The organism is Streptomyces sp. NBC_01264 (genome assembly GCF_026340675.1).
Lineage (GTDB): Bacteria > Actinomycetota > Actinomycetes > Streptomycetales > Streptomycetaceae > Streptomyces.
Genome location: NZ_JAPEOX010000001.1, coordinates 1,751,550 through 1,776,769, shown reverse-complemented (window position 1 = coordinate 1,776,769; position 25,220 = coordinate 1,751,550). Strand labels below are relative to the sequence as shown.

Genomic DNA, 25,220 nt, shown 5'->3' with positions numbered 1-25,220 from the left:
CGGGGCCCCGCCACCCGGCGGGGTCAGTGGCCGGCGAGGAGGCCGGGGAGTCGGCGCATGTCGTCGAAGACGACGGTGCCCGGGCCTTCGAGCTGATCGGCGGAGGTCAGCCCGTCGGCGTAGCCGAAGGACCGCATTCCGGCGGCGCGGGCCGCCTGGACGCCGGGACGGCTGTCCTCGACGACCGCGCAAGCGGCGGGATCCACGCCCATCCGCCGGGCGGCGTACAGGAAGAGGTCCGGGGCGGGCTTGCCGCGGGAGACTTCGGAGGCGCTGTGGATACGGCCGGCGAAGCGCTCGTAGAGGCCGGTGCGGCCGAGGGTGTGGCGCATCTTCTCGTGCGAGCCGCTGGAGGCGACACAGGTCGGCAGGTCGATCGCGTCGAGCGCCTGGGGCAGCCCCTCCACGGGGGACAGCCCCGAGTCCACCGCCTCTCGGTGGAGTTCCTCGAACCGGTCCCACCAGTGGGCGGCGACCTCGGGGCCGAGCCGGTCGGTGACCTGCTCACGGATGGAGACGGAGGAGCGCCCGATGAACCGTTCGACGACCTCCGCCTCGGTGAGCGGCCAGCCCAGCTCGGCGCCCAGGGCGACTTGGACGCGGGCGGCTATCCGTTCGCTGTCGACGAGGACCCCGTCGCAGTCGAAGATCACGAGTTCGATCGGCTTGATGATCATCCCCGGATGATAGGGGCCCGTCCCACGGCAGCGGGCGTCCTACGGAGCGGCGCCGGCCGGACCGGCGGACTCCGCGGCCGTGCGGAGGCGGCCGTACTCCTGGGCCATCGAGGCGGCGGTCCAGTGGGCGTTGAGACCGCTGGGGTTGGGCAGGGCCCAGATTCGGGTGGCGCCGATGGTGCGGTCCTGGGGGCCGATCAGGGCCTTCCGCTCGCCGAAGGCGGTGCGGTAGGCGGTGACCCCGACCACGGCCAGCCACTGGGGGCGCAGGAGTTCCACCTTGGCCGTCAGGACGCGGCCTCCCTCGCGCAGCTCCTCGGCGCTCAGCTCGTCCGCGCGGGCCGTGGTGCGGGCCACGACGTTCGTGATGCCGAGGCGGTACGTCAGCAACTCCTCCTGCTCGGCGGGGGAGAGGAGACGCGGGGTGAAGCCCGACATGTGGAGGACCGGCCAGAAGCGGTTGCCCGGGCGGGCGAAGTGGTGGCCCGTCGCGGCGGAGAGGAGGCCCGGGTTGATGCCGCAGAAGAGGACACGAAGACCGCCCGCGACCACGTCCGGGAGGACGCGGTCACGGGCGGCGTTCAGCTCGTCGGGGGTCAGAGGATCGACCCGGGGGTGTAGCCCGCGGCCTCGGGGTGCTCCTTGGTGATCTCCTCGATGCGCGAGACCACCGCGGCGACCTGGTCGCCCGCCGCGCCGGTGAAGGACAGCTTGTCGGCCATCAGGGCGTCCAGCTGGGCCCGGTCCAGCGGCATGCGCTCGTCGGCGGCCAGCTTGTCCAGCAGCTCGTTGCGCTCGGCACCCTGCTCGCGCATGGCGAGGGCGGAGGCCACCGCGTGCTCCTTGATGACCTCGTGGGCGGACTCGCGGCCGACCCCGGCCCGCACGGCGCCCATCAGGACCTTGGTGGTGGCGAGGAAGGGGAGGTAGCGGTCCAGTTCGCGGGCCACGACGGCGGGGAAGGCGCCGAACTCGTCCAGGACCGTCAGGAAGGTCTCCATCAGGCCGTCGAGAGCGAAGAACGCGTCGGGCAGCGCGACCCGGCGGACCACGGAGCAGGAGACGTCGCCCTCGTTCCACTGGTCGCCGGCCAGCTCGCCGGTCATCGAGGCGTAACCGCGCAGGATGACCATCAGGCCGTTCACGCGCTCGCAGGAGCGGGTGTTCATCTTGTGCGGCATCGCGGAGGAGCCGACCTGGCCGGGCTTGAAGCCCTCGGTCACCAGCTCGTGACCGGCCATCAGACGGATCGTCTTGGCGATGGAGGAGGGCGCGGCGGCCAGCTGCACCAGGGCGGTGACCACGTCGTAGTCGAGCGAGCGCGGGTAGACCTGGCCGACCGAGGTGAAGGCCTGGCCGAAGCCGAGGTGGGCCGCGATCCGCTGCTCGAGGTCGGCCAGCTTCGCGGCGTCGCCGCCCAGCAGGTCGAGCATGTCCTGAGAGGTGCCGACCGGGCCCTTGATGCCGCGCAGCGGGTAGCGGGTGAGCAGGTCGTCCAGGCGGCCGTACGCGACCAGCAGCTCGTCGGCGGCGGTGGCGAAGCGCTTGCCCAGGGTGGTCGCCTGAGCGGCGACGTTGTGGGAGCGGCCGGCCATGACCAGCTCGGCGTGCTCGCCGGCCAGCTTGCCGAGGCGGGCGAGGACGGCGACCGTGCGGTCCCGCACCAGTTCCAGCGAGAGCCGGATCTGGAGCTGCTCGACGTTCTCGGTGAGGTCGCGGGAGGTCATGCCCTTGTGGACGTGCTCGTGTCCGGCGAGGGCGTTGAACTCCTCGATCCGGGCCTTCACGTCGTGCCGGGTGATCTTCTCGCGCTCGGCGATGGAAGCGAGGTCGACGGTCTCCAGGACGCGCTCGTAGTCGGCGAGGGCCTCGTCGGGGACCTCGATGCCGAGATCCTTCTGGGCGCGGAGCACGGCGAGCCACAGCCGCCGCTCCAGCGTCACCTTGTACTCGGGGGACCACAGGACGGCGAGCTCCGCGGAGGCGTAGCGGCCGGCCAGGACATTGGGGATGCGGGGCTTGGCAGTCACGTGTAGGGATTCTACTTGGGCCCTGGCTGTGCGTTTACGCAGGTAGGGGACCCGGCCGGGATTGTGCCTTGCTACGAGAGCCCGGGCGGGCGGGCGGCGGTGCGCCCGGGCGCCGTCGGCTATGCGGGCCGGTCGGCCGCCGGAGCCTCGTACGGCAGGAGTTCCGGGCGCTTGGCGGGCCGGCCGTCCCCGCTGGAGCGGCCCGTCAGGCGGCGGCCGACCCAGGGGAGCAGGTGCTGCCGGGCGAAGCTGACGTCCTGCGAGCGGCGCGCGGCCCAGCCCGGAGGGACGGCGGGAGGCAGCTCGGTGTTCCAGTCGGCCTCGGGCGGCAGGCCCAGGGTCTGCCAGACCGCCTCCGCGACCCTGCGGTGCCCTTCGGCCGTCAGGTGCAGCCGGTCCACGTCCCACATCCGCGGATCGCCGAGCGCGGCGGACCCGTACAGGTCGACCACGAGGGCGCCGTGCCGCGCGGCGAGCTCCTCGATGATGACGAAGAGCTCCTCCATGCGCGGGCGGAACCGTTCCATCACGGGGCCGTTGCGGCCCGGTGAGCGCATCAGGACCAGCGTCCCGCAGGAGGGCGCCAGCAGGCCGACGGCCTCCTCGAGGTGACCACGCACCCGGCCCATGTCCACCTTGGGGCGCAGGGTGTCGTTCAGGCCGCCGACCAGGGTCACCACATCGGCGCCCATCTTGGCGGCCGCGGGCGCCTGCTCCCCGGCGATCTGCCCGATCAGCTTGCCGCGGACCGCGAGGTTCGCGTAGCGGAAGCCCGGCTCGCGGGCGGCGAGGCGGTCGGCGAGCAGATCGGCCCAGCCCCGGTAGGAGCCGTCGGGCAGCAGGTCCGACATGCCCTCGGTGAAGGAGTCGCCGACCGCGACGAAGCTGGTGTAACGCACATTCATCTCCATGGCGGGAGCGATGCTACCGCGCGGTACCCCCACCCCGCGGACGGGGCCGGGGTACCGCGCGCGACGGGCGACGCTCCGGCCGCTACGTCGCCGCCGGCCGGCCGAACAGCTCCCGCAGCACGTCCTCCATCGTGACCAGGCCGGTCATGACCCCGTCCGGAGCGAGCACCGCCGCCAGGTGTGTACGGCTGCGCCGCATCGCCGTCAGCACGTCGTCCAGCGGCGTCTCCGCCCGGACCTGCGCGATCGGCCTCAGCGCGGTGACCGGGAAGGGCTCGTCCCGCTCGGGCGCGTCCAGCGCGTCCTTGACGTGCAGGTATCCCAGGATCCGGCCCTGTGCGTCGATCATCGGGAACCGGGAGTACCCGGATTCGGCCGACAACCGCTCCAGGCCGGCCGGTGTGATGCCCTCGCGGGCCGGAACCACCCGGTCCGCGGGCAGCACCACGTCGGTCACCGGCCGCCGCCCCAGTTCCAGGGCGTCGTGCAGGCGCTCGCTCGCGCGGTCGTCGATGAGTCCCGCGTCGCTGGAGTCCTTGACGATCCGGGCCAGCTCGTCGTCCGAGAAGGTCGCCGCGACCTCGTCCTTGACCTCCACCCGCAGCAGGCGCAGCAGGGCGTTGGCGAAGGCGTTGATCGCGAAGATCACCGGCCTGAGCCCCCGGGTGAGGGTCACCAACGGCGGACCCAGCAGCAGGGCGGTCCGCACCGGCTCGGCCAGGGCCACGTTCTTCGGCAGCATCTCGCCGAAGAGCATGTGCAGGTACGTGGCCAGGGCCAGCGCCACCACGAAGGAGATCGCGTGGGTCAGCCCCGACGGCACCCCGAAGAAGTCGAACGCGGGGGTCAGCAGATGGGCGATGGCCGGCTCGGCCACCACACCCAGCACCAGGGTGCACAGGGTGATGCCCAGCTGGGCCGCCGCCATGAGGGCCGACACGTGCTCCAGGCCCCACAACACGGCCCGCGCCCTGCGGTCGCCCTCCTCGGCGTACGGCTCGATCTGGCTGCGCCGTACGGAGATCATGGCGAACTCCGCACCGACGAAGAAGGCGTTGACGACCAGGGTCGCCAGGCCGATCAGCAACTGGACGACGGTCATCGGGCCTCCTCCACACCATCACCGGGGGTCGGTTCGGCCGGCACGTGCAACAGCACCCGCGCGGCCCGCCGCCCACTCGCGTCCACCACGTCCAGGCGCCAGCCGTCGAGCTCCAGGCTGTCGCCCACCACCGGGATCCGCCCCAGCTCGGTCGCTATCAGACCGGCCAGCGTCTCGTACGGGCCGTCCGGCACGCGCAGTCCGATCCGCTGGAGCTGGTCAGTGCGTGCGGAGCCGTCCGCCGAGTACAGGGTGTGACCGGAGTCGTCCTCCCCGGCCGGGGCCAGGTCGGGGGTCTCGTGCGGGTCGTGCTCGTCGCGGACCTCGCCGACGACCTCCTCGACGATGTCCTCCAGCGTGGCCACACCGGCCGTGCCGCCGTACTCGTCGATGACCACGGCCATGGTCTGCTTCCCGGACAGCCGGTCCAGCAGCCGGTCCACGGTCAGCGACTCCGGTACGAGGAGGGGTTCGCGCAGCAGCTGCGACACCGGGGTGCGGTGCCGGTCCTCCGCCGGCAGGGCCAGTACGTCCTTGATGTGGACGGTGCCGACGACGCTGTCCAGGCTGCCCCGGTAGACCGGGAATCGGGACAGGCCGGTGGCGAGCGTCGCGTTCGCCACGTCCTCGGCGGTGGTCTGCAGGTCGAGGGCGGTGACCTGGACCCGCGGGGTCATGACGTTCTCCGCGGTCAGGTCGGCGAGGTTCAGGGTCCGCATGAACAGTTCGGCGGTGTCCTTCTCCAGGGCGCCCGCCCGCGCGGAGTGCCGGGCCAGGGCCGCCAGCTCCTGCGGGGTGCGTGCCGAGGCGAGTTCCTCGGCGGGCTCCATGCCGAACCGGCGCACCATGTGGTTCGCCGTGGTGTTCAGATGGCTGATGAGGGGCCTGAAGGCACGGCTGAAGACCCGCTGGAACGTGGCGACCCGCTTGGCGACGGCCAGCGGGGAGGAGATTGCCCAGTTCTTGGGGACGAGCTCGCCCACGACCATCAGGACGACGGTCGACAGCACGGTGCCGAGGATCAGCGCGGTGGAGGACGCGGCTCCGGCCGACAGTCCCATGGCCTCGAAGGGGCCCTTGAGGAGGGCGGCGATCGAGGGCTTGGAGATCATGCCGATGACCAGGCCGGTCACGGTGATGCCCAGCTGGGCGCCGGAGAGCTGGAAGGTCAGGCTGCGGACCGCGGTCAGCGCGCTGTCGGCGCCGCGTTCGCCGCGCTCGACGGCCCGTTCCAGTTCGCTGCGCTCGATGGTGGTCAGCGAGAACTCGGCCGCGACGAAGACTCCGCAGGCAAGGCAGAGCAACAGCGCCACGACGAGCAGGAGCACTTCGGTCATCGGTCCTTCACCTCCGTCCCATGATCAGCCAGGAGGAGGGGTGTCGCGCGCTGTCGCGGACGGGAAGGGAGGGGACTGGGAGGCTCGCCCATGGACGGACGCTCACACCTTTCGTTCGAGGGGAGGAGAGGAACAGCTGCCTACAGGGTAAAGGAAGAGCAAAGTGGATGGATCATTCCTTCGGCGGACCCGCCCGGCTCCGGGGGCCTGAGGCCCTGATGGGGTCGGATGTGAACGATCCTCGCATCCCACCCGGGCCGGCGTCAGGGAGACGGGCGCGGACGAGCCCGCGGCACGTCTCGGCAGGCGGAAGTCGGTGGCGGGCCACCGGCCGCGCGTGCTTGGCTCCGGGACATGACCGATCTGCACATACGGGCCGCCGTGCCGGCCGATGCCGGGGCCGTTCTCGCCTTCTGGAAGGAAGCCGCAGAGGGCACCTCGATCACGGACGACGCGGACGGCGTGACCCGGCTCGTCACCCGCGACCCCGAAGCGCTGATCCTCGCGGAGGCCGACGGGGTCCTGGTCGGCTCCGTGATCGCCGGGTGGGACGGCTGGCGGGCGTCCCTGTACCGGCTCGCCGTACTGCCGTCCCGTCGCCGTCAGGGGATCGCCACGGGGCTCCTGGAGGCGGCCGAACGGCGCTTCGTCGCCGTCGGGGGCCGACGCGGTGACGCGATGGTCCTCGAAGCGAACGAACGCGCGCAGCGGGCCTGGGCCGCGGCCGGCTACCACCGAGAGGATCACTGGCGGCGCTGGGTCAAGCCGCTGGTGGAGACGCCGTGAGGCCGCGCTCCCGCACCCGTACGCGTGGCGCGGCGCTGCTCCTCGCCGCCGGAGCGGTCGCGCTGACGGGCTGTGGCACGAGGGCCGCGGGCGCCGGTTCCCCGGCCGAGCCGTCGGCGCCTGCGGCGACTCCCTCAGTGGACTACGCGGCGCAGGCGGCCACGGCGGTCGCGCGCCACGACAAGCTGTTCCCCGCGATCGCTGCGCGGTGCGGGGGCGCGGGCGCGGGCGCTGGCTCGGGCGAGGGAGAACGGGCGATCGGCGCATCCCCCGGGGGAGAGCTGCCCGCGGATCCCGAGGCGCGCAAGTACGCGGAGAACCACGCCTTCAAACAGCAGGCACCGCTCACCCCCGGAGCCCGCTGCCGGGGCGCCGCGCACGCCGCGCGGATCAAGGCGGCGATGACGGGCGGCTCCGGCGCGAAGGGTGCCCCGCACTCGGCGGATGAGCTCCGCGCGGTCCTGACCGGGCTGGGGTACGGGTTCGAGGGCGGGGGTGTCTACGGATCCGGGGCGGTGAACGTCTCGTTCGTCCTGTCGGTCCCCGAGAGCGGCCCGTGCGTGACGGGCCGGCTGGGCCCGCCGGTGACCGTGGAGGCCCACGGGATGTACGTCGAAGGCGGCTGCCTGGAGCCCCGCGGAGGCCACTGACCGGCGACGCCGCCGACCCCTCGGGGCCACCGCCCCCACGACGACCGCCGCCCCACCCGAGCCCGCAGCCCCGGCCAAGGCCACTGACCCGGCTGAGCCCGCAGACTCGGCCAAGGCCGGTGACTCGGCCGATCCCGTTGCCCCGGCCGAGTCCGCCGCCCGCCCGATCCCGCTGCCCCGGCCAAGGCCGCTGACCCGCCCGATCCCGCCGAGGCCGCTGACCTGGCCGAGGCCGTTGCCCCGGCCAAGGCCGCAGACCCGCACCATCCCGCCGAGGCCGCTGACCTGGCTGAGCCCGCCGCCCCACCCGAGTCCGTTGACCCGGCCGAGGCCGCTGAGTCGGCCGAGCCTGCAGACGCCGCCGGGTGGGCCGAGCCCGTTGACCCGGCCAAGGCCGTTGACGCGGCCGAGCCTGCTGACTCGGCCAAGGCCGCTGACCCGCCCCACCCTGCCGAGGCCGCCGAGCGGGCCGAGCCCGCAGATCCCGCCGGGTGGGCCGAGCCCGTTGACCCGGCCAAGGCCGTTGACGCGGCCGATCCCGCTGACGTGGCCGGGCCTGCAGACCCCGCCGTGGCCGTCGGCCCCGCTACGGTTGCTGGTCCGGCCGAGGCCGCCGAACCTTCCGAGGGCGCAGCCGCCCGCTCGCCGGGTCACGGTGTGTCGGCGGTGGTTTCCGGGTCCTGCCTGGCCAGGGTGAGTACTCCGGCGCAGATCAGGGACAGGCCCAGCAGCTGGGGCAGCAGCCACCAGTGGGCCCGGAGCTGTTCCTCGTACAGGAGTACGCCCAGCGCGACGCTGACGCCCGCGTCGCCGAGGGTCAGTGCGGGCTGGGAGGCGACCAGGGGGCCGCCCTGCATGGCGTGTTCGAGGAACAGGAGGGCGCAGATGCCGGTCGCGGCGAAGGCGTAGGTCTCCCAGGTGCGCAGGAAGGTGCCGATGCCGTGTTCGTCGAGGACGTGCATGGCCGACTTCATCAGCGCGGCGGTCAGCGCGTAGCAGACGGCGGTGGCCGCGCCGAGGCAGCCGGCCCGCATCCGGCCGGGCCGTCGCCGCAGGCCCGTCACGGCGAGCACCGCCACCGCGACCGCGCACGCCGCCAGGGCCAGGACCCAGCGGCCGGCCGGGACATCCGTACGGTTCCCCGTCGGCGAGGCGGCCACCAGGACGATCCCGAGTCCGGCCACCACTCCTGCCACGGCCAGCCACAGCGACCTCGGCATCCGGGTCCGCGTCACCAGCGAGGCGATCAGCAGCGCGAGCGGCAGCTCCAGGACGAACAGGGGCTGTACGAGGGCCAGCGCGCCCGTGGCCAGTGCCACGGCCTGCCCGACACCGGCCGCGATCACCGCCAGGATCCCGCCGATCCAGAGCGGCTGCCGCAGCAGGTCGAGCACCAGCCCGAAGCGGAATCCGTCGCTCTGCGGCACGGTGAGTGCCGCCCGCCGCTGGAGCACGGTCGCGAGCGCGTTGCTGAGCGCCGCGAACAGCGCGAAGAGGACCGGCACGAGGAAGCCCACGCGCCGATCCTCATCGGCCCCGGCGCCACTGCCCGTCGCGACACCGCCGGGTGGGCGTGCGGCGGCGCCCGTTCCCCCGTCCGGCCCCACGGACCGGGGCGGGCGGGACGCCGTACGGGGCCCTGCCGCCCGGGTCCGCCCGCGGCGGCGGGGTCAGCCGGAGGGCGCCGACCAGGTGCCGTGGAGGGGGGCGGCGAGCCAGTCGGGCGCCGCGCCGCGGAAGGCCGCCGGGGCGAAGGCGCCCGCTCCGGCCGGGACCGCGCCCAGGAGCGGGAGTCCGGAGACCGAGGGCAGGTCGGCCAGGTTGCAGCGGGCGGCCAGGTCGGGCTCGGCCGGCCAGCTGCCGATCACCACGCCCGGGGAGGTCAGGCCGCGGGCCCGGAGCGCCTCCGCCGTCAGCGCGGTGGAGTTGAGGGTGCCGAGACCGGCCGGAGCCACGATCAGCACCGGGGCGCCGAGCAGGCGGGCCGCGTCCGCGAGGGTGTGCCCGGCCTCGTCGAAGCGGACCAGGAGGCCGCCCGCGCCCTCGACCAGGACCAGGTCGTGGGAGAGGGCGAGCTCGCGCGCCGCCTCGGCGATCCGCTCGGGGGAGAGCGTCGGGAGCCCCGAGCGCCGGGCCGCCGTGTCCGGGGCCAGCGGCTCCGGATAGCGGGCCAGTTCGACCGTGGTGACGGCGGAGCCGGCCAGCCGGCCGACCTCCGCCGCGTCCCCGGGCTCGTCCGGGCCGACGCCCGTCTGGGCCGGCTTCAGGACGGCCACCGAGAGGTTTGCCGCGAGCGCGGCCGCCGCGACGGCCGAGGTGACGACCGTCTTGCCGATCTCGGTTCCCGTCCCCGAGACCATCAGTACCGCCATCTCAGGCCTCCCTCGCTGCCGCGACCACGGCCCGACAGATGCGGGCCAGGTCGGCGTCGCCCGCCACGAACGGCGGCATCGTGTAGATCAGGTCCCGGAACGGGCGCAGCCACACGCCCTCCCGGACCGCCGCCGCCGTGGCGCGGGCCATGTCGACCGGGTGGTCGAGCTGGATGACGCCGATCGCGCCCTGGACCCGTACCTCCTGGACGCCCGGCAGCTCCGCGGCCGGGGCCAGGCCCTCCAGCAGGGCGGCCTCGATGCGCTTGACCTCGCCCTGCCAGTCCTGGCCGAGCAGCAGGTCGATGGAGGCCAGGGCCACCGCGGTGGCCAGCGGGTTGCCCATGAAGGTCGGCCCGTGGGCCAGCACCGGGACCTCGCCCCGCGAGATGCCGTCCGCGACCCGCTCCGTGCAGAGCGTGGCGGCGAGGGTGAGGTAGCCGCCGGTCAGCGCCTTGCCCAGGCACATCACGTCGGGGGTGATCCCGGCGTGGTCCGCCGCGAACAGCGCGCCCGTACGGCCGAAGCCGGTGGCGATCTCGTCCAGGATGAGCAGGACGTCGAACTCGTCGCACAGGTCCCGCAGCACCCGGAGGTAGCCCGGGTTGTGGAAGCGCATGCCGCCCGCGCCCTGGACCACCGGCTCCACGATCACGGCCGCCAGTTCGTCCCGGTGCGCGGAGAGCATATAGCGCAGGTGGGCGACGTAGGACTCGTCCAGGGGAGCGGAGAAGCCGCTCGGCGGGGCGTCCGCGAAGAGCTGGCGCGGGAGGATGCCCGACCACAGCTCGTGCATGCCGCCCTCGGGGTCGCAGACGGCCATCGGCTGCCAGGTGTCCCCGTGGTAGCCGCCCCGCCAGGTCAGGAGGCGGCTCTTCTCGGGGCGCCCCACCGAACGCCAGTACTGCAGGCACATCTTCACCGCGACCTCGACGGAGACCGAGCCCGAGTCGGCGAGGAAGACGTGCTCCAGGCCGGCCGGGGTGAGCTCGACGAGCTTCGCGGCCAGCCGGACGGCGGGCTCGTGGGTGAGCCCGCCGAACATCACGTGCGACATCCGGCCGAGCTGGCCGGTGACCGCCTCGTTCAGTGCCGGGTGGTTGTACCCGTGGATCGCCGACCACCAGGAGGACATGCCGTCGACCAGCTCGTCGTGCCCCTGCGAGGGCTCGGCCAGCCGGAGGCGGACCCCCGAGGCGGAGGCGACGACGAGCGGCTCCTGCCGCCCGGGCATCGGGCCGTACGGGTGCCAGACGTGCTGCCGGTCCAGCGCGAGGAGCTCGGCGGCCGGCAGCGCGTCGGGCGAGTGCTGCGCGTGGTGCTGGTCAGACATCCCATGCCGTTTCATGTCAAGAGGGATAGAGCTGGGCGTGGTGTGACCAGGCGGTTGCTTCGTCGTAGTGGGTGCGGGTTTTGAGGCATCCGTGGAGGATGCCGACGAGGCGGTTTCCGACCTGGCGGAGGGCAGGGTTGTAGCCGGCGTCGCGGGCGCGCTGCTTGTCGTAGTAGCGGCGGGCGCCGGGTGAGGTGTTCAGCGCGGAGAACGCCTGGAGTTGCAGGGCCGAGGCGAGGCGGTTGTTGCGGACGTAGCGGGCCTGGACGGTGTGGCTCTTGCCGGAGGCCCGGGTGATAGGGCTGGTCCCGGCGTAGTTCTTGCGGGCCTTCGCGTTGTCGTAGCGGGTGGGGTCGTCCCCGAACTCGGCGAGCACCCGGGCGCCGGTGATCTCCGCGATGCCGGGCATCGAGAGGTAGATCTCAGCGTCCGGGTGCTCAAGAAAATGTGCCTTCACCTGCCTTTCGAGCTCGGCTATCTGCTCGTTCAGACTGATCAGCAGGCGCGCGTGGGCTGTCGCGGCGGCCGCGTAGGCGGCGGTCACCGGTTCGGGCAGACCGAGGTGTTCTTCTCGCAGCGCGGTCTGGATCGTGGCGGCTTTCTGGGGCCGGTTGTGCCGGCGGTGGCGGGTCAGGACCGCGGTGATCTGGGGGCGCGTCAGCTTCGCCGCGGTGGCGGGCGTGGGCGCCTTGATCAGCAGCTCCAGTGCGTCCGTGCTGGTCAGCGCCAAGTCGGCGTAGGCGTCCAGGGCCGCGGGGAAGTACTCGCGCAGCGTATTGCGCAGCCGCTGGAAGGTGCGGGTGCGTTCCCAGATCAGTGTCTGGTGGGCACGGGCGACGACCTTCACGGCCTGGGCCTGCTCGCTGTCTCCAGCGACGGGCCGCAACTGGTCACGGTCGATACGGACCATGTCTGCCAGCGCGTGCGCATCGCCTTTATCGCTCTTGGCGCCGGAGGTTCCGTAGCGTTCCTTGAACCGGTTGACCTGCCTCGGGTTGATCGCGAACACCTGGTAGCCGGAGGCGATCAGGGCCTGCACCCACGGGCCGCGATCGGTCTCGATCCCCACCACCACCTCGGCGGAGTCCACATCCGCGCCACCGTACTTCGCGATGAGCGCGTGCAGTTTCGCGATGCCCTCCACCCCCTCGGGCAGGGTCGCGACGGCCAGCTTGCGGCCCGTCCCGTCCTGGACCTCGACATCGTGATGGTCTTCGGCCCAGTCGTCACCGATCAGCAGCAACAGTTCTCTCCCGCTCGTATCCGTTCGTTCAGTTGCACAGCAGCCTGCGGAAGGCACGGCACGCGGCCTAATGGATCCAGTGCTCACGCCCGTGGGCGGGCACGCCATCCCATCAGCGGTCATGGCCTCCCGGCCGACCAGCAGGGGCACGGTCTGACCACAGAACTCGAACGGCTCCGGCATCGGAAGTGCTCACCTGCTGGCGGCTACAACATCAAGTCTCTACGACCCGATACGTCCCATTAGGCATTGGGCGCGAGATCCGTTCCCGCACCGCGACGGCGGACCGCCACCAGGTCGGAGCGGACGTCACCGGCCTCCGCCTGGACCGGTACGGGGGCCTCGTGCCCGGCGTGACCCGAGCAGCCGCCGCACGCCGAACCGCAGCCGGCCGCCTCGTCCGTGGCGGAGGAGCCGCAGACCGAGGCGCCGGAGCCCTTCGAACCGCAGCCGCCGGTGGCGGTGGCCGCCGCCGCGATGTCGGAGCGGTGCGCGGGAAGGGTCGTCGTACCGGCGCCCTCCACCTCGAAACCGGCGTCCGCGATCATCTCGAGGTCGGCCTGTCCGGCCTGGCCCTCGCTGGTCAGGTAGTCGCCGAGGAAGATCGAGTTCGCGATGTGCAGCGCCAGCGGCTGCAGGGTGCGCAGGTGCACCTCGCGGCCTCCCGCGATGCGGACCTCGACGTCGGGGCAGACGAAGCGGACCATCGCGAGGATGCGCAGGGCGCGCTGCGGGGTGAGGTTCCACTCCTTGGCGAGCGGGGTGCCCTCGAAGGGGATCAGGAAGTTGACCGGGACCGAGTCGCTGTCGAGCTCGCGCAGCGCGTAGACGACGTCGACGAGGTCCTCGTCGCTCTCGCCCATGCCCGCGATCAGGCCCGAGCAGGCCGACAGGCCGGCGGCGTGCGCCTTCTGCACCGTGTCGACCCGGTCCGCGTAGGTGTGGGTCTTGGTGATCTGGCCGTACGTGGCCTCGGAAGTGTTCAGGTTGTGGTTGTAGGCATCCGCGCCCGCGTCCTTCAGGCGCTCGGCCTGGCCGTCCGAGAGCAGACCGAGGCAGGCGCACACCTCGACGCCCTCGTTCGCCTCCTTGATGGCCGCGATCGTCTTGCCGACCCGGTCCACGTCGCGGTCCGTCGGACCGCGGCCGCTCGCCACCAGACAGACCCGCTTGGCCCCGCCCGCGACGCCCGCGGCGGCGGCCTGGGAGGCCTCCTCGGGCTTCAGCCACGTGTACTTGAGGATCTCGGCCTTCGATCCCAGGCGCTGGGAACAGTACGAGCAGTCCTCGGGGCAGAGCCCCGACTTCAGGTTGACCAGGTAGTTCAGCTTGACCCGGCGTCCGAACCACTGTCGGCGCACCTTGCCGGCCGCGGCCACCACGTCGAGCAGTTCGTCGTCAGAGGTCGCCAGCACGGCGAGTGCCTCTTCGCGGGTCGGCAGCTCACGCCGCAGCCCCTTGTCCACGAGGGTGTTCAGCAGGTCCATGATGCCGATCCTGTCCCACACGGGCACTCCCGGCCAAGGAGAGATCGAACAACATGGCCGGAAGAAGGTGTGTGTATCGCCACACCTGACGCAGGGGTCACGGGCGGTTAGGGTCGGGCAGGTCTGTGGACTGCCGACAAAAACCCGAGGACCGTCGATGCCGCACCAGCACACCCCCGCCCCCGTGGACGTCTTCTCCTGGATCGACGACGCGGAGCGGGCCAGGGAGCAGGCCGGACTCGTCCGGACGCTGCGTCCGCGTCCGGCGGCCTCCCCGCTCCTGGACCTGGCGAGCAACGACTACCTCGGGCTCTCCCGGCACCCGGAGACCGTACGGGGGGCGCGCGAGGCCGCCGAGCGCTGGGGCGCGGGGGCCACCGGATCGCGGCTGGTCACCGGCACCACCGAACTGCACGCCGAACTGGAGCGGGAGCTCGCCGCCTTCTGCGGGTTCGAGGCGGCGCTGGTCCTCTCCTCCGGGTACGCGGCGAACCTGGCCGCCGTCACCGCGCTCAGCGACCGGGGCACCCTGGTGGTCTCGGACGCGGGCAACCACGCCTCGATCGTGGACGGCTGCCGGCTCTCGCGCGCCGACACCGCCGTCGTCCCGCACTCCGACCCGGAGGCCGCCCGCAAGACCCTCGCCGCCCACCAGGGCCGGGCGCTGCTGGTCACCGACTCGGTGTTCTCCGTCGACGGGGACGCCGCCCCGCTCGCGGCCCACGCCGAGGCGTGCCGGGCCGAGGGCGCGGCCCTGCTCGTGGACGACGCGCACGGCCTCGGGGTACTGGGCGAGGGCGGGCGGGGGGCGCTGCACGCCGCCGGGCTCGCCGGGGCTCCCGGGGTGGTCGCGACGCTGACCCTCTCGAAGTCCCTGGGCAGCCAGGGCGGTGCGGTGCTCGGCCCGGCGAAGGTGATCCGGCACCTGGTCAACACGGCGCGGACCTTCATCTTCGACACCGGGCTGGCCCCGGCCGCGACCGGCGCCGCACTGGCGGCCCTGCGCCTGCTGGAGCGGGAACCGGAGCGCGCGGACCGCGCCCGCGCGGTGGCCGCCGAACTGTACGGGCGGCTCACCGCGTCCGGCCTGACCGCGGCCCGGCCGGACGCGGCCGTGGTGTCGGTACGGGCCCCGTCGGCGTCGGCGGCACTGCGCTGGGCCGCCGACTGCCGCGGGGCAGGTCTGTCCGTGGGGTGCTTCCGGCCGCCGTCGGTGCCGGACGGCATCTCCCGGCTGCGACTGACCGCGCGGGCGGATCTCACGGGGGTCGAGATCAGCCGTGCGGTGGAGACGATCCTTCAGACCGCTCCGGCCGGAGCCACGGACCGCTGAGCGGAGCCGTTACGGGCGCTCGGGTTCTTGCGCATCGTGCAGGTCGTGCAGGTCGTGCAGGTCGTGCAGGTCTTGCGTGTCTTGCGTCCCTACGTCCTACGTCCCGAGATCCGCGCGGACGGAGACGAGGAAGCCGTCCCAGGCCGGCCCGGTGAAGAGCACCGCCGGGCCGTCCGTCCGCTTGGAATCGCGGACGGCGAGCAGGCCGCCGCTGAGGACGGCCGTTTCCACACAGTTGTTCATTCCGGTGCTGCGGCTGCTTCGCCGCCACCGCGCGCTGTTCAGAAGTCCGCCTGTGGATAAGGGGGTTGCGGACACGGGGGTGCCTCCTTACGCGTCGTCAGCGAGGGCGCTGATGAGATCCGACGAATCGCGGGGCGGGAGGGCGTGCGCCTGGATGGTGCGGAACGCGGCGCTGTACGCCTCAAGGTCTTCCTTCCGCTCCAGATAGAGGCTACTCGTCAAATGGTCGAGTACCACCACATCCAGATCGGCGATGTTCGGAAATGAGAAGATGACGAACGGTCCTGTCAGGCCGAGATGTCCCCCCACGCTGAACGGCAGTACCTGAAGCCGTACTTGGGGCAAACGCGCCACCTGCACCAGGTGCCTCAACTGTTCCTCCATCACCCCCGCCCCGCCGATCGTGCGCCGCAGCACCGCCTCGTCCAGCACCGCGCTCAGCTCAAGCGGCGGATCGGCCCGCAGCACGGACTGACGCGCCAGCCGTACGTCGACCAGCGCGTCCACCTTCGGCTCCGGCAGCCCGCCCAGCGTGGCCCGGGTCACGGCGCGCGCGTACTCGGGGGTCTGCAGCAGCCCCGGCACCACCGACAGTTCGACGGTGCGGGCCGAGCGGGCGCCCGCCTCCAGGCTGATGAAGTCCCGGTACTCCTGCGGCAGCAGCCCCTGGTAGTCGTGCCACCACTGGCGCCCGCGCCCGGTGTCGGCGTCCGGGGCGGGCCCCGCCGCCGAGGCCGACAGGGCCTCCAGTAGGGCGCGCTGCTGTGCGCTCACCACGTCTTCCCCGTAGACGTCGAGCAGGATCCGGATGTCCTCCACCTTGACGCCGCTGCGCCCCGTCTCGATACGACTGATCTTCGACTGGTGCCACCCCGCCAGCCGGGCCGCCTCACCACTGGTGAGTCCGGACCGGTCGCGAAGGGCACGCAGTTCCTCGCCGAGCTTGCGCCGACGCACTGCGGGACCGTGCTGCACACCCGCCTCCTTCCACCGGCACAGGTCGCACCAGTCTGCCGTCCAAATACGCTCTTCCGTAGCAGAGTTCACCGCATCGAGCGACAGATATATGCATATCTTGAGGGATCTGCGGAAACGACGGGACGATGGGTGGCACTCTGGCGTCCAGCACAGATCCGGGGCGGCTTCGCCCCGGTGGGAAAGGGACCGTCGCCATGGCAGATCACCTGGAAGCATCCGTCACTCTGCCGAGCGATCCCGCCTCGGTCGCGGCCGCCCGCCGCTACGTCGCGGAGGTGCTGGGTGAGTGGGGACTGTCCGAGGAGACCGAAGCCGCGGACAGCATCCGGCTCATCGTCTCGGAACTGGCCACCAACTCCGTGCAGCACACCTTCGGCCAGTCACCGACCTTCACCGTGGACATCCGCCTGGAGCGCGAGGAGTGGCTGCGCATCGGGGTCACCGACAGCCACCCGCGCTGGCCCAAGCGGCTCCCGGCCGCCGTCCAGCAGGACAACGGCCGGGGCATGGTCATCATCCGCTGGCTCGCCGCGGAGGCGGGCGGCCGGCTCTCGGTCAGCCCGACCGAGGACGGGGGCAAGACCGTGTGGATCGCCCTGCCCTGGGCGGGGGCCGGCGCCCCGGCGGGGACGCGCGCGGGCTGTTGACCGACCCGCTCCGGCGATCGCCGGATCAGGCCCCGGCGCGCTCCGCCGCACTGCGCTCTATGCACAGTTCGTTGCCCTCCGGGTCGGTCAGAGTGACCCAGCCGCTGCCGTCCTCCCTGCGGTGGTCGCCCTGGAGCTTCGCGCCGAGCGCGATCAGCCGCTCCACGTTCTCGTCGCGCGTGCCGTTGGTCGGCTGGATGTCCAAGTGGACGCGGTTCTTCGCGGACTTGCCCTCCGGTACCCGGATGAACAGCAGTCCGGTCACCCCCGGCTGCCCCGGCACCAGAGAGATCTCGGGGTCATCCGCCAGGTCGTCCGGGTGAATGGGCCAGCCGGTGACCTCGGACCAGAACCGGGCCAGTGCGTACGGCTCCTGCGCGTCGAAGGTGATGTGGTGGACGGGGTTCGCGAACATGCTGCTCCTCGTGGACGGCTCCGTATACGGAACCGGGCTGTGCGACGCCCGGAGTTGAACCGGGTACCTGCTCGAAACGTGGGTTAACTCAGCGGAAAAACACGGCCCCTAGCGTGGCGGCCACGTTCCTTCCGTCAATGGTCACCCATGCGCCGGCAAAGCGGCGGTGGGCGGGACGGAAAGCCTTTCCCTGTGTTGGGCAAGACGCGGTTGGCTCGGATATGCGCAGGTCAACAAAGTGTTGACGGCCCGTAAGGTCGGCTCGGCGCAATGTTGATCATGTCCCGGAAGCTTGGTGATTGCTGTGCAGCTGACCCCCCACGAGCAGGAGAGACTGCTCATCCACGTGGCCGCCGACGTGGCCGAGAGACGCAAGGCGCGGGGCGTGCTCCTCAACCATCCCGAGGTGATAGCCCTGATCACCGCACACATCCTCGAAGGGGCCCGCGACGGGCGGACGGTGGCCGAGCTCATGGCCTCCGGGCGCACCGTGCTCTCCCGCGAGGAGGTCATGGAGGGGATACCCGAGATGATCCACGACGTCCAGGTCGAGGCGACCTTCCCGGACGGCACCAAGCTCGTCACCGTCCACGACCCCATCGTCTGAGAGCGAGTACCCGCATGATCCCCGGCGAAATCGCCTACGGGGACGGCCCGGTGCGCCTCAACGAAGGCCGGCCCGTCACCCGAATCACCGTGCTCAACGCCGCCGACCGGCCCGTCCAGGTCGGCTCGCACTACCACTTCGCCGAGGCCAACCCCGGCCTCGACTTCGACCGTACGGCCGCCCGCGGACTGCGCCTCGACATCGCCGCCGGCACCGCGGTCCGCTTCGAGCCGGGCATCCCGGTCGCCGTGGCCCTCGTGCCGCTGGCCGGGCTGCGCACCGTGCCCGGACTGCGCGGGGAGACCGGAGGGCCGCTCGATGGCTGAGATATCGCGCCAGGTCTACGCCGACCTCTTCGGGCCCACCACGGGCGACCGCATCCGCCTCGCCGACACGGACCTCTTCGTCGAGATCGAGCAGGACCTCGCCGGCGGCCCCGGCCGGGCCGGCGACGAGGCCGTCTTCGGCGGCGGCAAGGTCATCCGTGAATCCATGGGGCAGGCCCGCACCACCCGCGCCGAAGGGGCCGCCGACACCGTCATCACCGGAGTGGTGATCCTCGACCACTGGGGCATCGTCAAGGCCGACGTGGGCATCCGCGACGGCCGGATCTGCGGCATCGGCAAGGCCGGCAACCCCGACACCATGGACGGCGTCGACCGGGCGCTGGTGATCGGCCCCGAGACCGAGATCATCGCCGGCAACGGGAAGATCCTCACTGCCGGAGCCGTCGACGCCCACGTGCACTTCATCTCCCCGACCGTGATCGACGAGGCCCTCGCCTCCGGCGTCACCACCCTCGTCGGCGGCGGCACCGGCCCCGCCGAGGGCACCAAGGCCACCACCGTCACCCCCGGGCCCTGGCACCTGGCCCGGATGTTCGCCGCGCTGGAGGCCCACCCCGTCAACATCGGCCTGCTCGGCAAGGGCAACACCATGTCCCGCGAGGGCATGTACTCCCAACTGCGCGGCGGAGCAATCGGATTCAAGCTCCACGAGGACTGGGGATCCACCCCCGCCGTCATCGATGCCTGCCTCACCGTCTGCGAGGAGACCGGCGCCCAGGCCGCCATCCACACCGACACCCTCAACGAGGCCGGGTTCGTCGCCGACACCCTCGCCGCCATCGGCGGCCGCACCATCCACTCGTACCACACCGAAGGCGCCGGAGGTGGGCACGCCCCCGACATCATCACCGTGGTCTCCGAGCCGAACATCCTGCCCAGCTCCACGAATCCGACCCGGCCGCACACCGTCAACACCGTCGAGGAACACCTCGACATGCTGATGGTCTGCCACCACCTCAACCCGGCCGTCCCCGAGGACCTGGCCTTCGCCGAGTCCCGGATCCGCCCCTCCACCATCGCCGCCGAGGACGTCCTGCACGACCTCGGAGCCATCTCGATCATCTCCTCCGACGCCCAGGCCATGGGCCGCGTCGGCGAGGTCGTCCTGCGCACCTGGCAGACGGCCCACGTGATGAAGAAGCGCCGGGGTTCCCTCCCCGGAGACGGCCCCGCCGACAACCACCGGGCCCGGCGCTACGTCGCCAAGTACACGATCAACCCCGCCGTCGCCCAGGGCCTGGCCCGCGAGATCGGCTCCGTCGAGACCGGCAAGCTGGCCGACCTGGTGCTGTGGAAGCCCGCCTTCTTCGGGGTCAAGCCCGAACTGGTCATCAAGGGAGGCCAGATCGCCTACGCGCAGATGGGCGATGCCAACGCCTCCATCCCCACCCCGCAGCCGGTCCTGCCGCGCCCGATGTTCGGGGCGTACGGGCGGGCCCCCGGGCTCAACTCGGTCAACTTCACCTCCCAGGCGGCCCTCGACGACGGACTGCCCGAACGCCTCGGGCTCGGCAAGGAGTTCGTCGCCATCGAGAGCACCCGCAAGGTGACGAAGGCGGACATGCGCAACAACGACGCCATGCCGCGGGTGGAAGTCGACGCCGACACCTTCACCGTCACCATCGACGGAGAGGTCGTGGAACCGACCCCGGCGGCGGAACTCCCCATGGCCCAACGCTACTTCCTTTTCTGATGGGGCCTCTTCTGAGGGGAGGGGCCTTCCGATGAGCCTCGCCACCCTTCTCGTCCTCGCCGACGGCCGCTTTCCCGCCGGAGGCCACGCCCACTCCGGCGGGGCCGAAGCCGCCTGCAAGGCGGGCCGGATCCACGACGCCGACACCCTGGCGGAGTTCTGCCGGGGCCGGCTGCACACCGCCGGGCTCGTCGCGGCCGGCCTCGCCGCGGCGGCCGCCCTCGGGATCGACCCGGCGGCCCTCGACGAAGCCGCCGACGCCCGGACCCCGTCGCCCGCGCTGCGCGCCGCCGGGCGGCGGCTCGGGCGCCAGCTGATGCGGGCCGCCCGCGCCACCTGGCCCGGCGCGGAACTGGACGCGCTGGCCGCCGCGTTCCCGCGCGGGGCGCACCAGCCCGTGGTGCTCGGCGTCACCGCCCGGTCGGCGGGACTCCGGCCGCTGGACGCCGCGCACGTGGCGGCGTACGAGAGCGTGAGCGGGCCGGCCACCGCCACCGTACGGCTGCTCGGCCTGGACCCCTTCGAGGCGAGCCGGGTCCTGGCCGGGCTCGCCCCCGAGCTGGACTCCGTGTCCCGGCACGCGGAGCGGGCCGCGCTGCGGGCCGGCGCCGAAGGCACGCACACCCTGCCCGCGGCCTCCTCGCCGCTGCTGGACATCGCGGCGCAGGCCCATGCCGACTGGCCGGTACGCCTCTTCGCCTCCTGATCCCCGCGAGGCCCCCGCAGGCCCCGCACCCCCCTGCTTCAGCACAAGGAGACCCCCATGCACCTCGACCACAGCGTGACCTTCCCGCACCGCCACACCCACAGCGCCGAGCCGCTGCGCGCGGACGGTACCCGCAGGGCCCTGCGCATCGGCCTCGGCGGGCCCGTAGGCTCCGGCAAGACCGCCACCGTCGCCGCCCTCTGCAGGACCCTGCGCGCGGAGCTGTCCATGGCCGTGGTCACCAACGACATCTACACCCGCGAGGACGCGGAGTTCCTGCTCCGCGAGGCCGTCCTGCCGCCCGAGCGGATCAGTGCCGTGGAGACCGGCGCGTGCCCCCACACCGCCATCCGCGACGACATCTCCGCCAACCTGGAGGCCGTGGAGGAACTGGAGGAGGCCTTCCACGGGAACGGACGGCTCGACCTGATCCTCGTCGAATCCGGCGGCGACAACCTCACCGCCACCTTCTCCCGGGGCCTGGTCGACGCCCAGATCTTCGTCATCGACGTGGCCGGCGGCGACGACATCCCGCGCAAGGGCGGCCCCGGCGTCACCACCGCCGACCTGCTGGTCGTCAACAAGACCGACCTCGCTCCCCACGTCGGCTCGGACCTGGGCCGGATGGCCCGCGACGCCGCCGAGCAGCGCGGCGAACTGCCCGTGGCCTTCCAGTCCTTGCGCGGCGAGGAGGGCGTGGCCCCGGTGGCCGCTTGGGTGCGCGAGCGGATCGCCGCCTGGACCGCCCGATGAGCCCTACGGTGATCCCGGCGGCGGCGCCCCCCACGGCGACGGGCCGGGCCCCCGCCGGCCCCCCGGCCCCCGCTCCGGCCGGACTGCGCGCCACCGCCCGAATCGCCGCCGCCTCCGACGGCCGGGGCTCCACCGCCCTGCCGCTGCTGGCCGGGGAGGGACCGCTCGCCCTGCGCCGCACCCGGGGCGGGCCGGGCGAGGCGGGCGTCATGCTGGTCGGCGCCATGAGCGCCCCGCTGGGCGGTGACCACCTCAGGGTGGAGGCCACCGCCGGGCCGGGCGCCCGGCTGGTGCTCCGCTCGGCGGCGGCCACCCTGGCGCTGCCCGGCCGGCACGGGGAACCCGCGCGGTACGACGTACGGCTCCGGCTCGGGGACGGAGCGGCGGTGCGCTGGCTGCCGGAGCCCCTCGTCTCGGTGCGCGGCAGCGACCTGCGGGTCCGCACCCGCGCCGAACTCGCCCCGACCGCCCGGCTCCTGCTGCGCGAGGAGCAGGTGCTCGGCCGTAGCGGGGAGGCGCCGGGCCTGCTGCGCGCCCGGCTCACCGTGACCCGGGACGGGAAACCGCTGCTGGACCAGGAGCTGGCCTGCGGACCCAGCGCACCCGGCGGCTGGGACGGCCCGGCGGGACTCGCGGGCCACCGGGCGCTGGGCCAGCTGCTGGTGGTGGACCCGGAGTTCGCGAGGACCCCGCCGCCGGCCGGGATGCTGGGGGAGTTCGCCGCGGTCACCCCGCTGGCGGGCCCCGCCGTCCTGGTCACGGCCCTGGCGCCGGACGCGCTGCGGCTGCGCGAACTGCTCGACTCCGCCTGCGCGGCCTACGGTTGGTGACCCCGCGGCGGGCGCCGGCCGACGGCCCGCGATCCCGGGAGGAACCGGGCACCGCTCAGCGGTACACCCATTTCCGGATATCGGGTTGGCAAAGAACGGCCCCGCGCTCTGTCGCCCGCTCCTGGTCAGGCGGAAGTATCCCCTGCACATGCCGACGCACATCCGGACCGGCACGAACCTCGCCGCCCACGGCGGCAGATGACGCAGGGGGAACAACCACGTGATACGCAACGCGGCGCTGGGGAGCGCCGCCACTCTGATCACCGGCACGCTGGCGGCGGGCCTGCTGCTCGCCCCGTCCGCGTCGGCCTCGCAGAGCTTCGAGAGCGGGTCCTACGGCCGCGACACCCCGATCGCCGAGGCGATCGGCACCCAGATCGCCGCCTCCCGCGCGGCGCGCGCCGGGATCGACTGGAAGGACTGCCCGCCCGACTGGGGCTTCGCGGCGCCCATCCAGTGCGGCTATGTGAAGGTCCCGCTCGACTACAGCAAGCCCTTCGGCAAGACGATCGACCTCGCGGTCGACCGCGCCGTCAGCACCGGCACCAAGGAGGAGCGCCAGGGCGCGCTCGTCTACAACCCGGGCGGCCCCGGCGGCTCCGGCATGCGCTTCCCGCGCCGCACCACCACCAACAGCCCGCTGTGGGTGAACACCGCCAAGGCGTACGACTTTGTGGGCTTCGACCCGCGCGGCGTCGGCCACTCCGCGCCGATCTCCTGCATCGACCCGCAGGAGTACGTCAAGGCCCCCAAGGCCGACCCGGTGCCGGACAGCAAGGCCGACAAGGCCGCCCAGCGCAAGCTCGCCGAGGAGTACGCGGACGGCTGCAAGGAGCGCAGCGGCGAGATGCTGCCGTTCATGACCACGCCGAACGTCGCGCGTGACCTGGACGTCATCCGCGCCGCCCTCGGCGAGAAGAAGCTGAACTTCCTCGGCGTCTCCTACGGCACCTACATCGGCGGGGTCTACGCGACCCTGTTCCCGACGCACGTGCGCCGCATGATCGTCGACAGCGTCGTGGACCCGTCCCGCGACAACATCTGGTACGAGGCCAACCTCGGCCAGGACATCGCCTTCCAGATGCGCTGGAACGACTGGGAGGACTGGGTCGCCAAGAACGACGCCTCCTTCCACCTGGGCACCACCCGCGCCGCGGTCGAGGCCAAGTGGCTGAAGCTGCGCGCCAAGGCCAAGGCCAACCCGCTCGGCGGGATCGTCGGCCCGGCGGAGCTCATCGGCTTCTTCCAGAGCGCCCCGTACTACGACTCCTCCTGGGTGCCCGTCGCCCAGACCTGGGCGGCGTACGAGGCCGGGGACGAGCAGGCGCTGATCGACGCCATCGCGCCCGACATGAGCGACATCCAGGGCAACGCCGCGGCGGAGAACGGCACCGCGGTCTACACCGCGGTGGAGTGCGCCGACGCCAAGTGGCCCACCAGCTGGTCCAAGTGGGACCGGGACAACTCCAAGCTGCACGCCCAGTACCCCTTCATGACCTGGGCCAACGCGTGGATGAACCTGCCCTGCGCCACCTGGAAGTCCAAGCAGCACAACGCGATCGAGGTCGGGGTCGGCGCCCACCGCGGCCTGCCGCCGGTGCTGATCGTGCAGTCCGAGCGCGACGCCGCCACGCCGTACAAGGGCGGGGTCTCCCTGCACAAGCGGCTCGCGGGCTCGCGTCTGATCACCGAGAAGGACGCCGGTTCGCACGGTGTCACCAACCTGGTGAACCCCTGCATCAACACCCGCGTGGACACCTACCTGCTCACCGGCAAGGTGGACGCCCAGGACGTGACGTGCGCCCCGCACGCCACCCCGGTGGCTCCGGCCCCCGTCGCCGCCAAGCTGATCGCGCCGGCCCCGGCCGCCGACCAGCGGGCGATCGACGAGCTCCCGGCCATCCGCTAGCAGCACCCTCCGCTTCCCGGTCCGGGCACTGACCGGACCGGGCCGCGGGGACCGCCGCGCACCGCACGGGAGAAGGCTCAGCGTGTCCTGCGCCGGGCCTTCTTCCGTGCTTCCTCCTCCTCCGCCTTCACCTCGGCGGCGTACCGGTCCACGTACTCCTGACCGGACAGGGAGAGGACCTCGTACATGATCTCGTCGGTGACGGCCCGCAGCACGGCCCGCTCGCCCTCCATCCCGGCGTACCGGGAGAACTCCAGCGGCCGTCCGAAGCGGATCGTGACCCGGCGGATGCTGGGGATCTTCTGCCCCGGAGGCTGGATCTCGAAGGTCCCGACCATCGCGCACGGGACGACCGGCACCCCGGCGCCCAGGGCCATGGCCGCGACTCCGACCTTGCCCTTGTAGAGCCGCCCGTCGTGCGAGCGGGTGCCCTCCGGGTAGATGCCGAGCAACTCGCCCTTGGACAGCACCCCGAGCCCCTCGCGGAGCGCCGCCTGACCGGCGTCCTTGCCGGAGCGGTCCACCGGGATCTGACCGGCGCTGCGGAAGAAGGCGGCCGTGAGCCGGCCCTTCAGGCCCGGTCCGGTGAAGTACTCGGCCTTCGCGAGGAAGGTGATGCGCCGGTTCAGGATCGCGGGCATCAGGAAGTGGTCGGAGAAGGAGAGGTGGTTGCCCGCGATGATCGCGGCCCCGTCCTCCGGAATGTTCTCCAGTCCTTCGATGCGGGGCCGGAACAGGAGCCGCAGCAGCGGCCCCAGGATCACGTGCTTGAGCAAGTGGTAGAACACCAGGCGGCTCCCGTCGACGTCCCGTGGTCAGGGACATCCTACG

Annotated in this window: 26 protein-coding genes; 11 read left to right on the top strand and 15 right to left on the bottom strand. The window is 72.5% G+C overall.

What is annotated here, in order from left to right; translation table 11 throughout:
* Window positions 1–23 precede the first annotated feature (23 nt).
* From OG435_RS08010 to OG435_RS07985, 6 genes are all read right to left on the bottom strand, one after another.
* The gene (locus tag OG435_RS08010; protein WP_266881573.1) at window positions 24–674 is read right to left on the bottom strand and encodes an HAD family hydrolase; all 651 of its coding nucleotides are present in this window, start codon (window positions 672–674) and stop codon (window positions 24–26) included.
* 42 nt (window positions 675–716) lie between these two features.
* Window positions 717–1,277 (bottom strand): G/U mismatch-specific DNA glycosylase, encoded by a 561-nt coding sequence (gene mug, locus OG435_RS08005; RefSeq protein ID WP_266881572.1) that lies wholly within the window; start codon window positions 1,275–1,277, stop codon window positions 717–719.
* A complete protein-coding gene (purB, locus tag OG435_RS08000; RefSeq protein WP_266876125.1) occupies window positions 1,274–2,707 on the bottom strand; it encodes an adenylosuccinate lyase in 1,434 nt (477 codons plus the stop codon). Before purB ends, mug begins: the two co-directional genes overlap by 4 nt.
* 119 nt (window positions 2,708–2,826) lie before the next feature.
* The gene (locus OG435_RS07995) at window positions 2,827–3,618 is read right to left on the bottom strand and encodes an SGNH/GDSL hydrolase family protein (RefSeq protein WP_266876124.1); all 792 of its coding nucleotides are present in this window, start codon (window positions 3,616–3,618) and stop codon (window positions 2,827–2,829) included.
* Window positions 3,619–3,700: 82 nt separating this feature from the next.
* On the bottom strand, window positions 3,701–4,720 hold the full coding sequence (locus tag OG435_RS07990) for a hemolysin family protein (protein ID WP_266876123.1): 1,020 nt from the start codon (window positions 4,718–4,720) through the stop codon (window positions 3,701–3,703).
* Complete coding sequence (locus OG435_RS07985; RefSeq protein ID WP_266876122.1) at window positions 4,717–6,057, bottom strand: hemolysin family protein; 1,341 nt, start codon at window positions 6,055–6,057, stop codon at window positions 4,717–4,719. The genes OG435_RS07990 and OG435_RS07985 overlap by 4 nt, the downstream gene beginning before the upstream one ends.
* Before the next feature lie 354 nt (window positions 6,058–6,411).
* Here OG435_RS07985 and OG435_RS07980 point away from each other — a divergent pair, with 354 nt between their 5' ends.
* On the top strand, window positions 6,412–6,843 hold the full coding sequence (locus tag OG435_RS07980) for a GNAT family N-acetyltransferase (protein WP_266876121.1): 432 nt from the start codon (window positions 6,412–6,414) through the stop codon (window positions 6,841–6,843).
* Window positions 6,840–7,493 carry a hypothetical protein gene (locus OG435_RS07975; protein WP_266876120.1) on the top strand — a complete coding sequence of 218 codons (654 nt, stop codon included), beginning with the start codon at window positions 6,840–6,842 and terminating at the stop codon, window positions 7,491–7,493. The genes OG435_RS07980 and OG435_RS07975 overlap by 4 nt, the downstream gene beginning before the upstream one ends.
* 650 nt (window positions 7,494–8,143) lie before the next feature.
* Here OG435_RS07975 and OG435_RS07970 read toward each other — a convergent pair.
* The 5 genes from OG435_RS07970 to bioB form a co-directional block, all read right to left on the bottom strand.
* Window positions 8,144–9,010: a DMT family transporter gene (locus OG435_RS07970; RefSeq protein ID WP_266876119.1), complete on the bottom strand. Its 867-nt coding sequence runs from the start codon at window positions 9,008–9,010 to the stop codon at window positions 8,144–8,146.
* 153 nt (window positions 9,011–9,163) lie between these two features.
* Window positions 9,164–9,865 carry a dethiobiotin synthase gene (gene bioD, locus OG435_RS07965; protein ID WP_266876118.1) on the bottom strand — a complete coding sequence of 234 codons (702 nt, stop codon included), beginning with the start codon at window positions 9,863–9,865 and terminating at the stop codon, window positions 9,164–9,166.
* Window position 9,866: 1 nt separating this feature from the next.
* Window positions 9,867–11,198 (bottom strand): adenosylmethionine--8-amino-7-oxononanoate transaminase, encoded by a 1,332-nt coding sequence (locus OG435_RS07960; RefSeq protein WP_266876117.1) that lies wholly within the window; start codon window positions 11,196–11,198, stop codon window positions 9,867–9,869.
* 16 nt (window positions 11,199–11,214) lie between these two features.
* Window positions 11,215–12,441: an IS110 family transposase gene (locus tag OG435_RS07955; RefSeq protein ID WP_266875563.1), complete on the bottom strand. Its 1,227-nt coding sequence runs from the start codon at window positions 12,439–12,441 to the stop codon at window positions 11,215–11,217.
* Between the two features lie 242 nt (window positions 12,442–12,683).
* On the bottom strand, window positions 12,684–13,928 hold the full coding sequence (gene bioB, locus OG435_RS07950) for a biotin synthase BioB (protein ID WP_266881571.1): 1,245 nt from the start codon (window positions 13,926–13,928) through the stop codon (window positions 12,684–12,686).
* A gap of 157 nt (window positions 13,929–14,085) precedes the next feature.
* Between bioB and OG435_RS07945 the strand changes: the two genes are divergently transcribed.
* Complete coding sequence (locus OG435_RS07945) at window positions 14,086–15,261, top strand: 8-amino-7-oxononanoate synthase (protein ID WP_266876116.1); 1,176 nt, start codon at window positions 14,086–14,088, stop codon at window positions 15,259–15,261.
* Window positions 15,262–15,357: 96 nt separating this feature from the next.
* On the opposite strand, the gene OG435_RS07940 is transcribed toward OG435_RS07945, so the two are convergent.
* Window positions 15,358–15,579: a DUF397 domain-containing protein gene (locus OG435_RS07940; protein ID WP_266876115.1), complete on the bottom strand. Its 222-nt coding sequence runs from the start codon at window positions 15,577–15,579 to the stop codon at window positions 15,358–15,360.
* Window positions 15,580–15,591: 12 nt separating this feature from the next.
* A complete protein-coding gene (locus OG435_RS07935) occupies window positions 15,592–16,479 on the bottom strand; it encodes a helix-turn-helix domain-containing protein (RefSeq protein WP_266876114.1) in 888 nt (295 codons plus the stop codon).
* A gap of 197 nt (window positions 16,480–16,676) precedes the next feature.
* Here OG435_RS07935 and OG435_RS07930 point away from each other — a divergent pair, with 197 nt between their 5' ends.
* A complete protein-coding gene (locus OG435_RS07930) occupies window positions 16,677–17,129 on the top strand; it encodes an ATP-binding protein (RefSeq protein WP_266876113.1) in 453 nt (150 codons plus the stop codon).
* 25 nt (window positions 17,130–17,154) lie between these two features.
* Here the strand turns inward: OG435_RS07930 and OG435_RS07925 are convergent, their stop codons facing one another.
* Window positions 17,155–17,544 (bottom strand): VOC family protein, encoded by a 390-nt coding sequence (locus OG435_RS07925; protein WP_266876112.1) that lies wholly within the window; start codon window positions 17,542–17,544, stop codon window positions 17,155–17,157.
* A 304-nt stretch (window positions 17,545–17,848) separates the two neighbouring features.
* On the opposite strand from OG435_RS07925, the gene OG435_RS07920 reads away from it, so the two are divergent.
* The 7 genes from OG435_RS07920 (at window position 17,849) to OG435_RS07890 (ending at window position 24,389) form a co-directional block, all read left to right on the top strand.
* Window positions 17,849–18,151, top strand: a complete 303-nt coding sequence (locus OG435_RS07920; protein ID WP_266876111.1) for an urease subunit gamma — start codon at window positions 17,849–17,851, stop codon at window positions 18,149–18,151.
* A gap of 14 nt (window positions 18,152–18,165) precedes the next feature.
* Window positions 18,166–18,477 (top strand): urease subunit beta, encoded by a 312-nt coding sequence (locus tag OG435_RS07915; RefSeq protein ID WP_266876110.1) that lies wholly within the window; start codon window positions 18,166–18,168, stop codon window positions 18,475–18,477.
* Window positions 18,470–20,191: an urease subunit alpha gene (locus OG435_RS07910; protein WP_266876109.1), complete on the top strand. Its 1,722-nt coding sequence runs from the start codon at window positions 18,470–18,472 to the stop codon at window positions 20,189–20,191. The genes OG435_RS07915 and OG435_RS07910 overlap by 8 nt, the downstream gene beginning before the upstream one ends.
* Window positions 20,192–20,222: 31 nt before the next feature.
* Complete coding sequence (locus OG435_RS07905; RefSeq protein ID WP_266876108.1) at window positions 20,223–20,897, top strand: urease accessory protein UreF; 675 nt, start codon at window positions 20,223–20,225, stop codon at window positions 20,895–20,897.
* Window positions 20,898–20,954: 57 nt separating this feature from the next.
* Window positions 20,955–21,650: an urease accessory protein UreG gene (gene ureG, locus OG435_RS07900; protein ID WP_266876107.1), complete on the top strand. Its 696-nt coding sequence runs from the start codon at window positions 20,955–20,957 to the stop codon at window positions 21,648–21,650.
* A complete protein-coding gene (locus OG435_RS07895) occupies window positions 21,647–22,480 on the top strand; it encodes an urease accessory protein UreD (protein WP_266876106.1) in 834 nt (277 codons plus the stop codon). Before ureG ends, OG435_RS07895 begins: the two co-directional genes overlap by 4 nt.
* Before the next feature lie 220 nt (window positions 22,481–22,700).
* Window positions 22,701–24,389 carry an alpha/beta hydrolase gene (locus OG435_RS07890; protein WP_266876105.1) on the top strand — a complete coding sequence of 563 codons (1,689 nt, stop codon included), beginning with the start codon at window positions 22,701–22,703 and terminating at the stop codon, window positions 24,387–24,389.
* Between the two features lie 77 nt (window positions 24,390–24,466).
* On the opposite strand, the gene OG435_RS07885 is transcribed toward OG435_RS07890, so the two are convergent.
* Window positions 24,467–25,177 (bottom strand): lysophospholipid acyltransferase family protein, encoded by a 711-nt coding sequence (locus OG435_RS07885; RefSeq protein ID WP_266876104.1) that lies wholly within the window; start codon window positions 25,175–25,177, stop codon window positions 24,467–24,469.
* Window positions 25,178–25,220 lie beyond the last annotated feature (43 nt).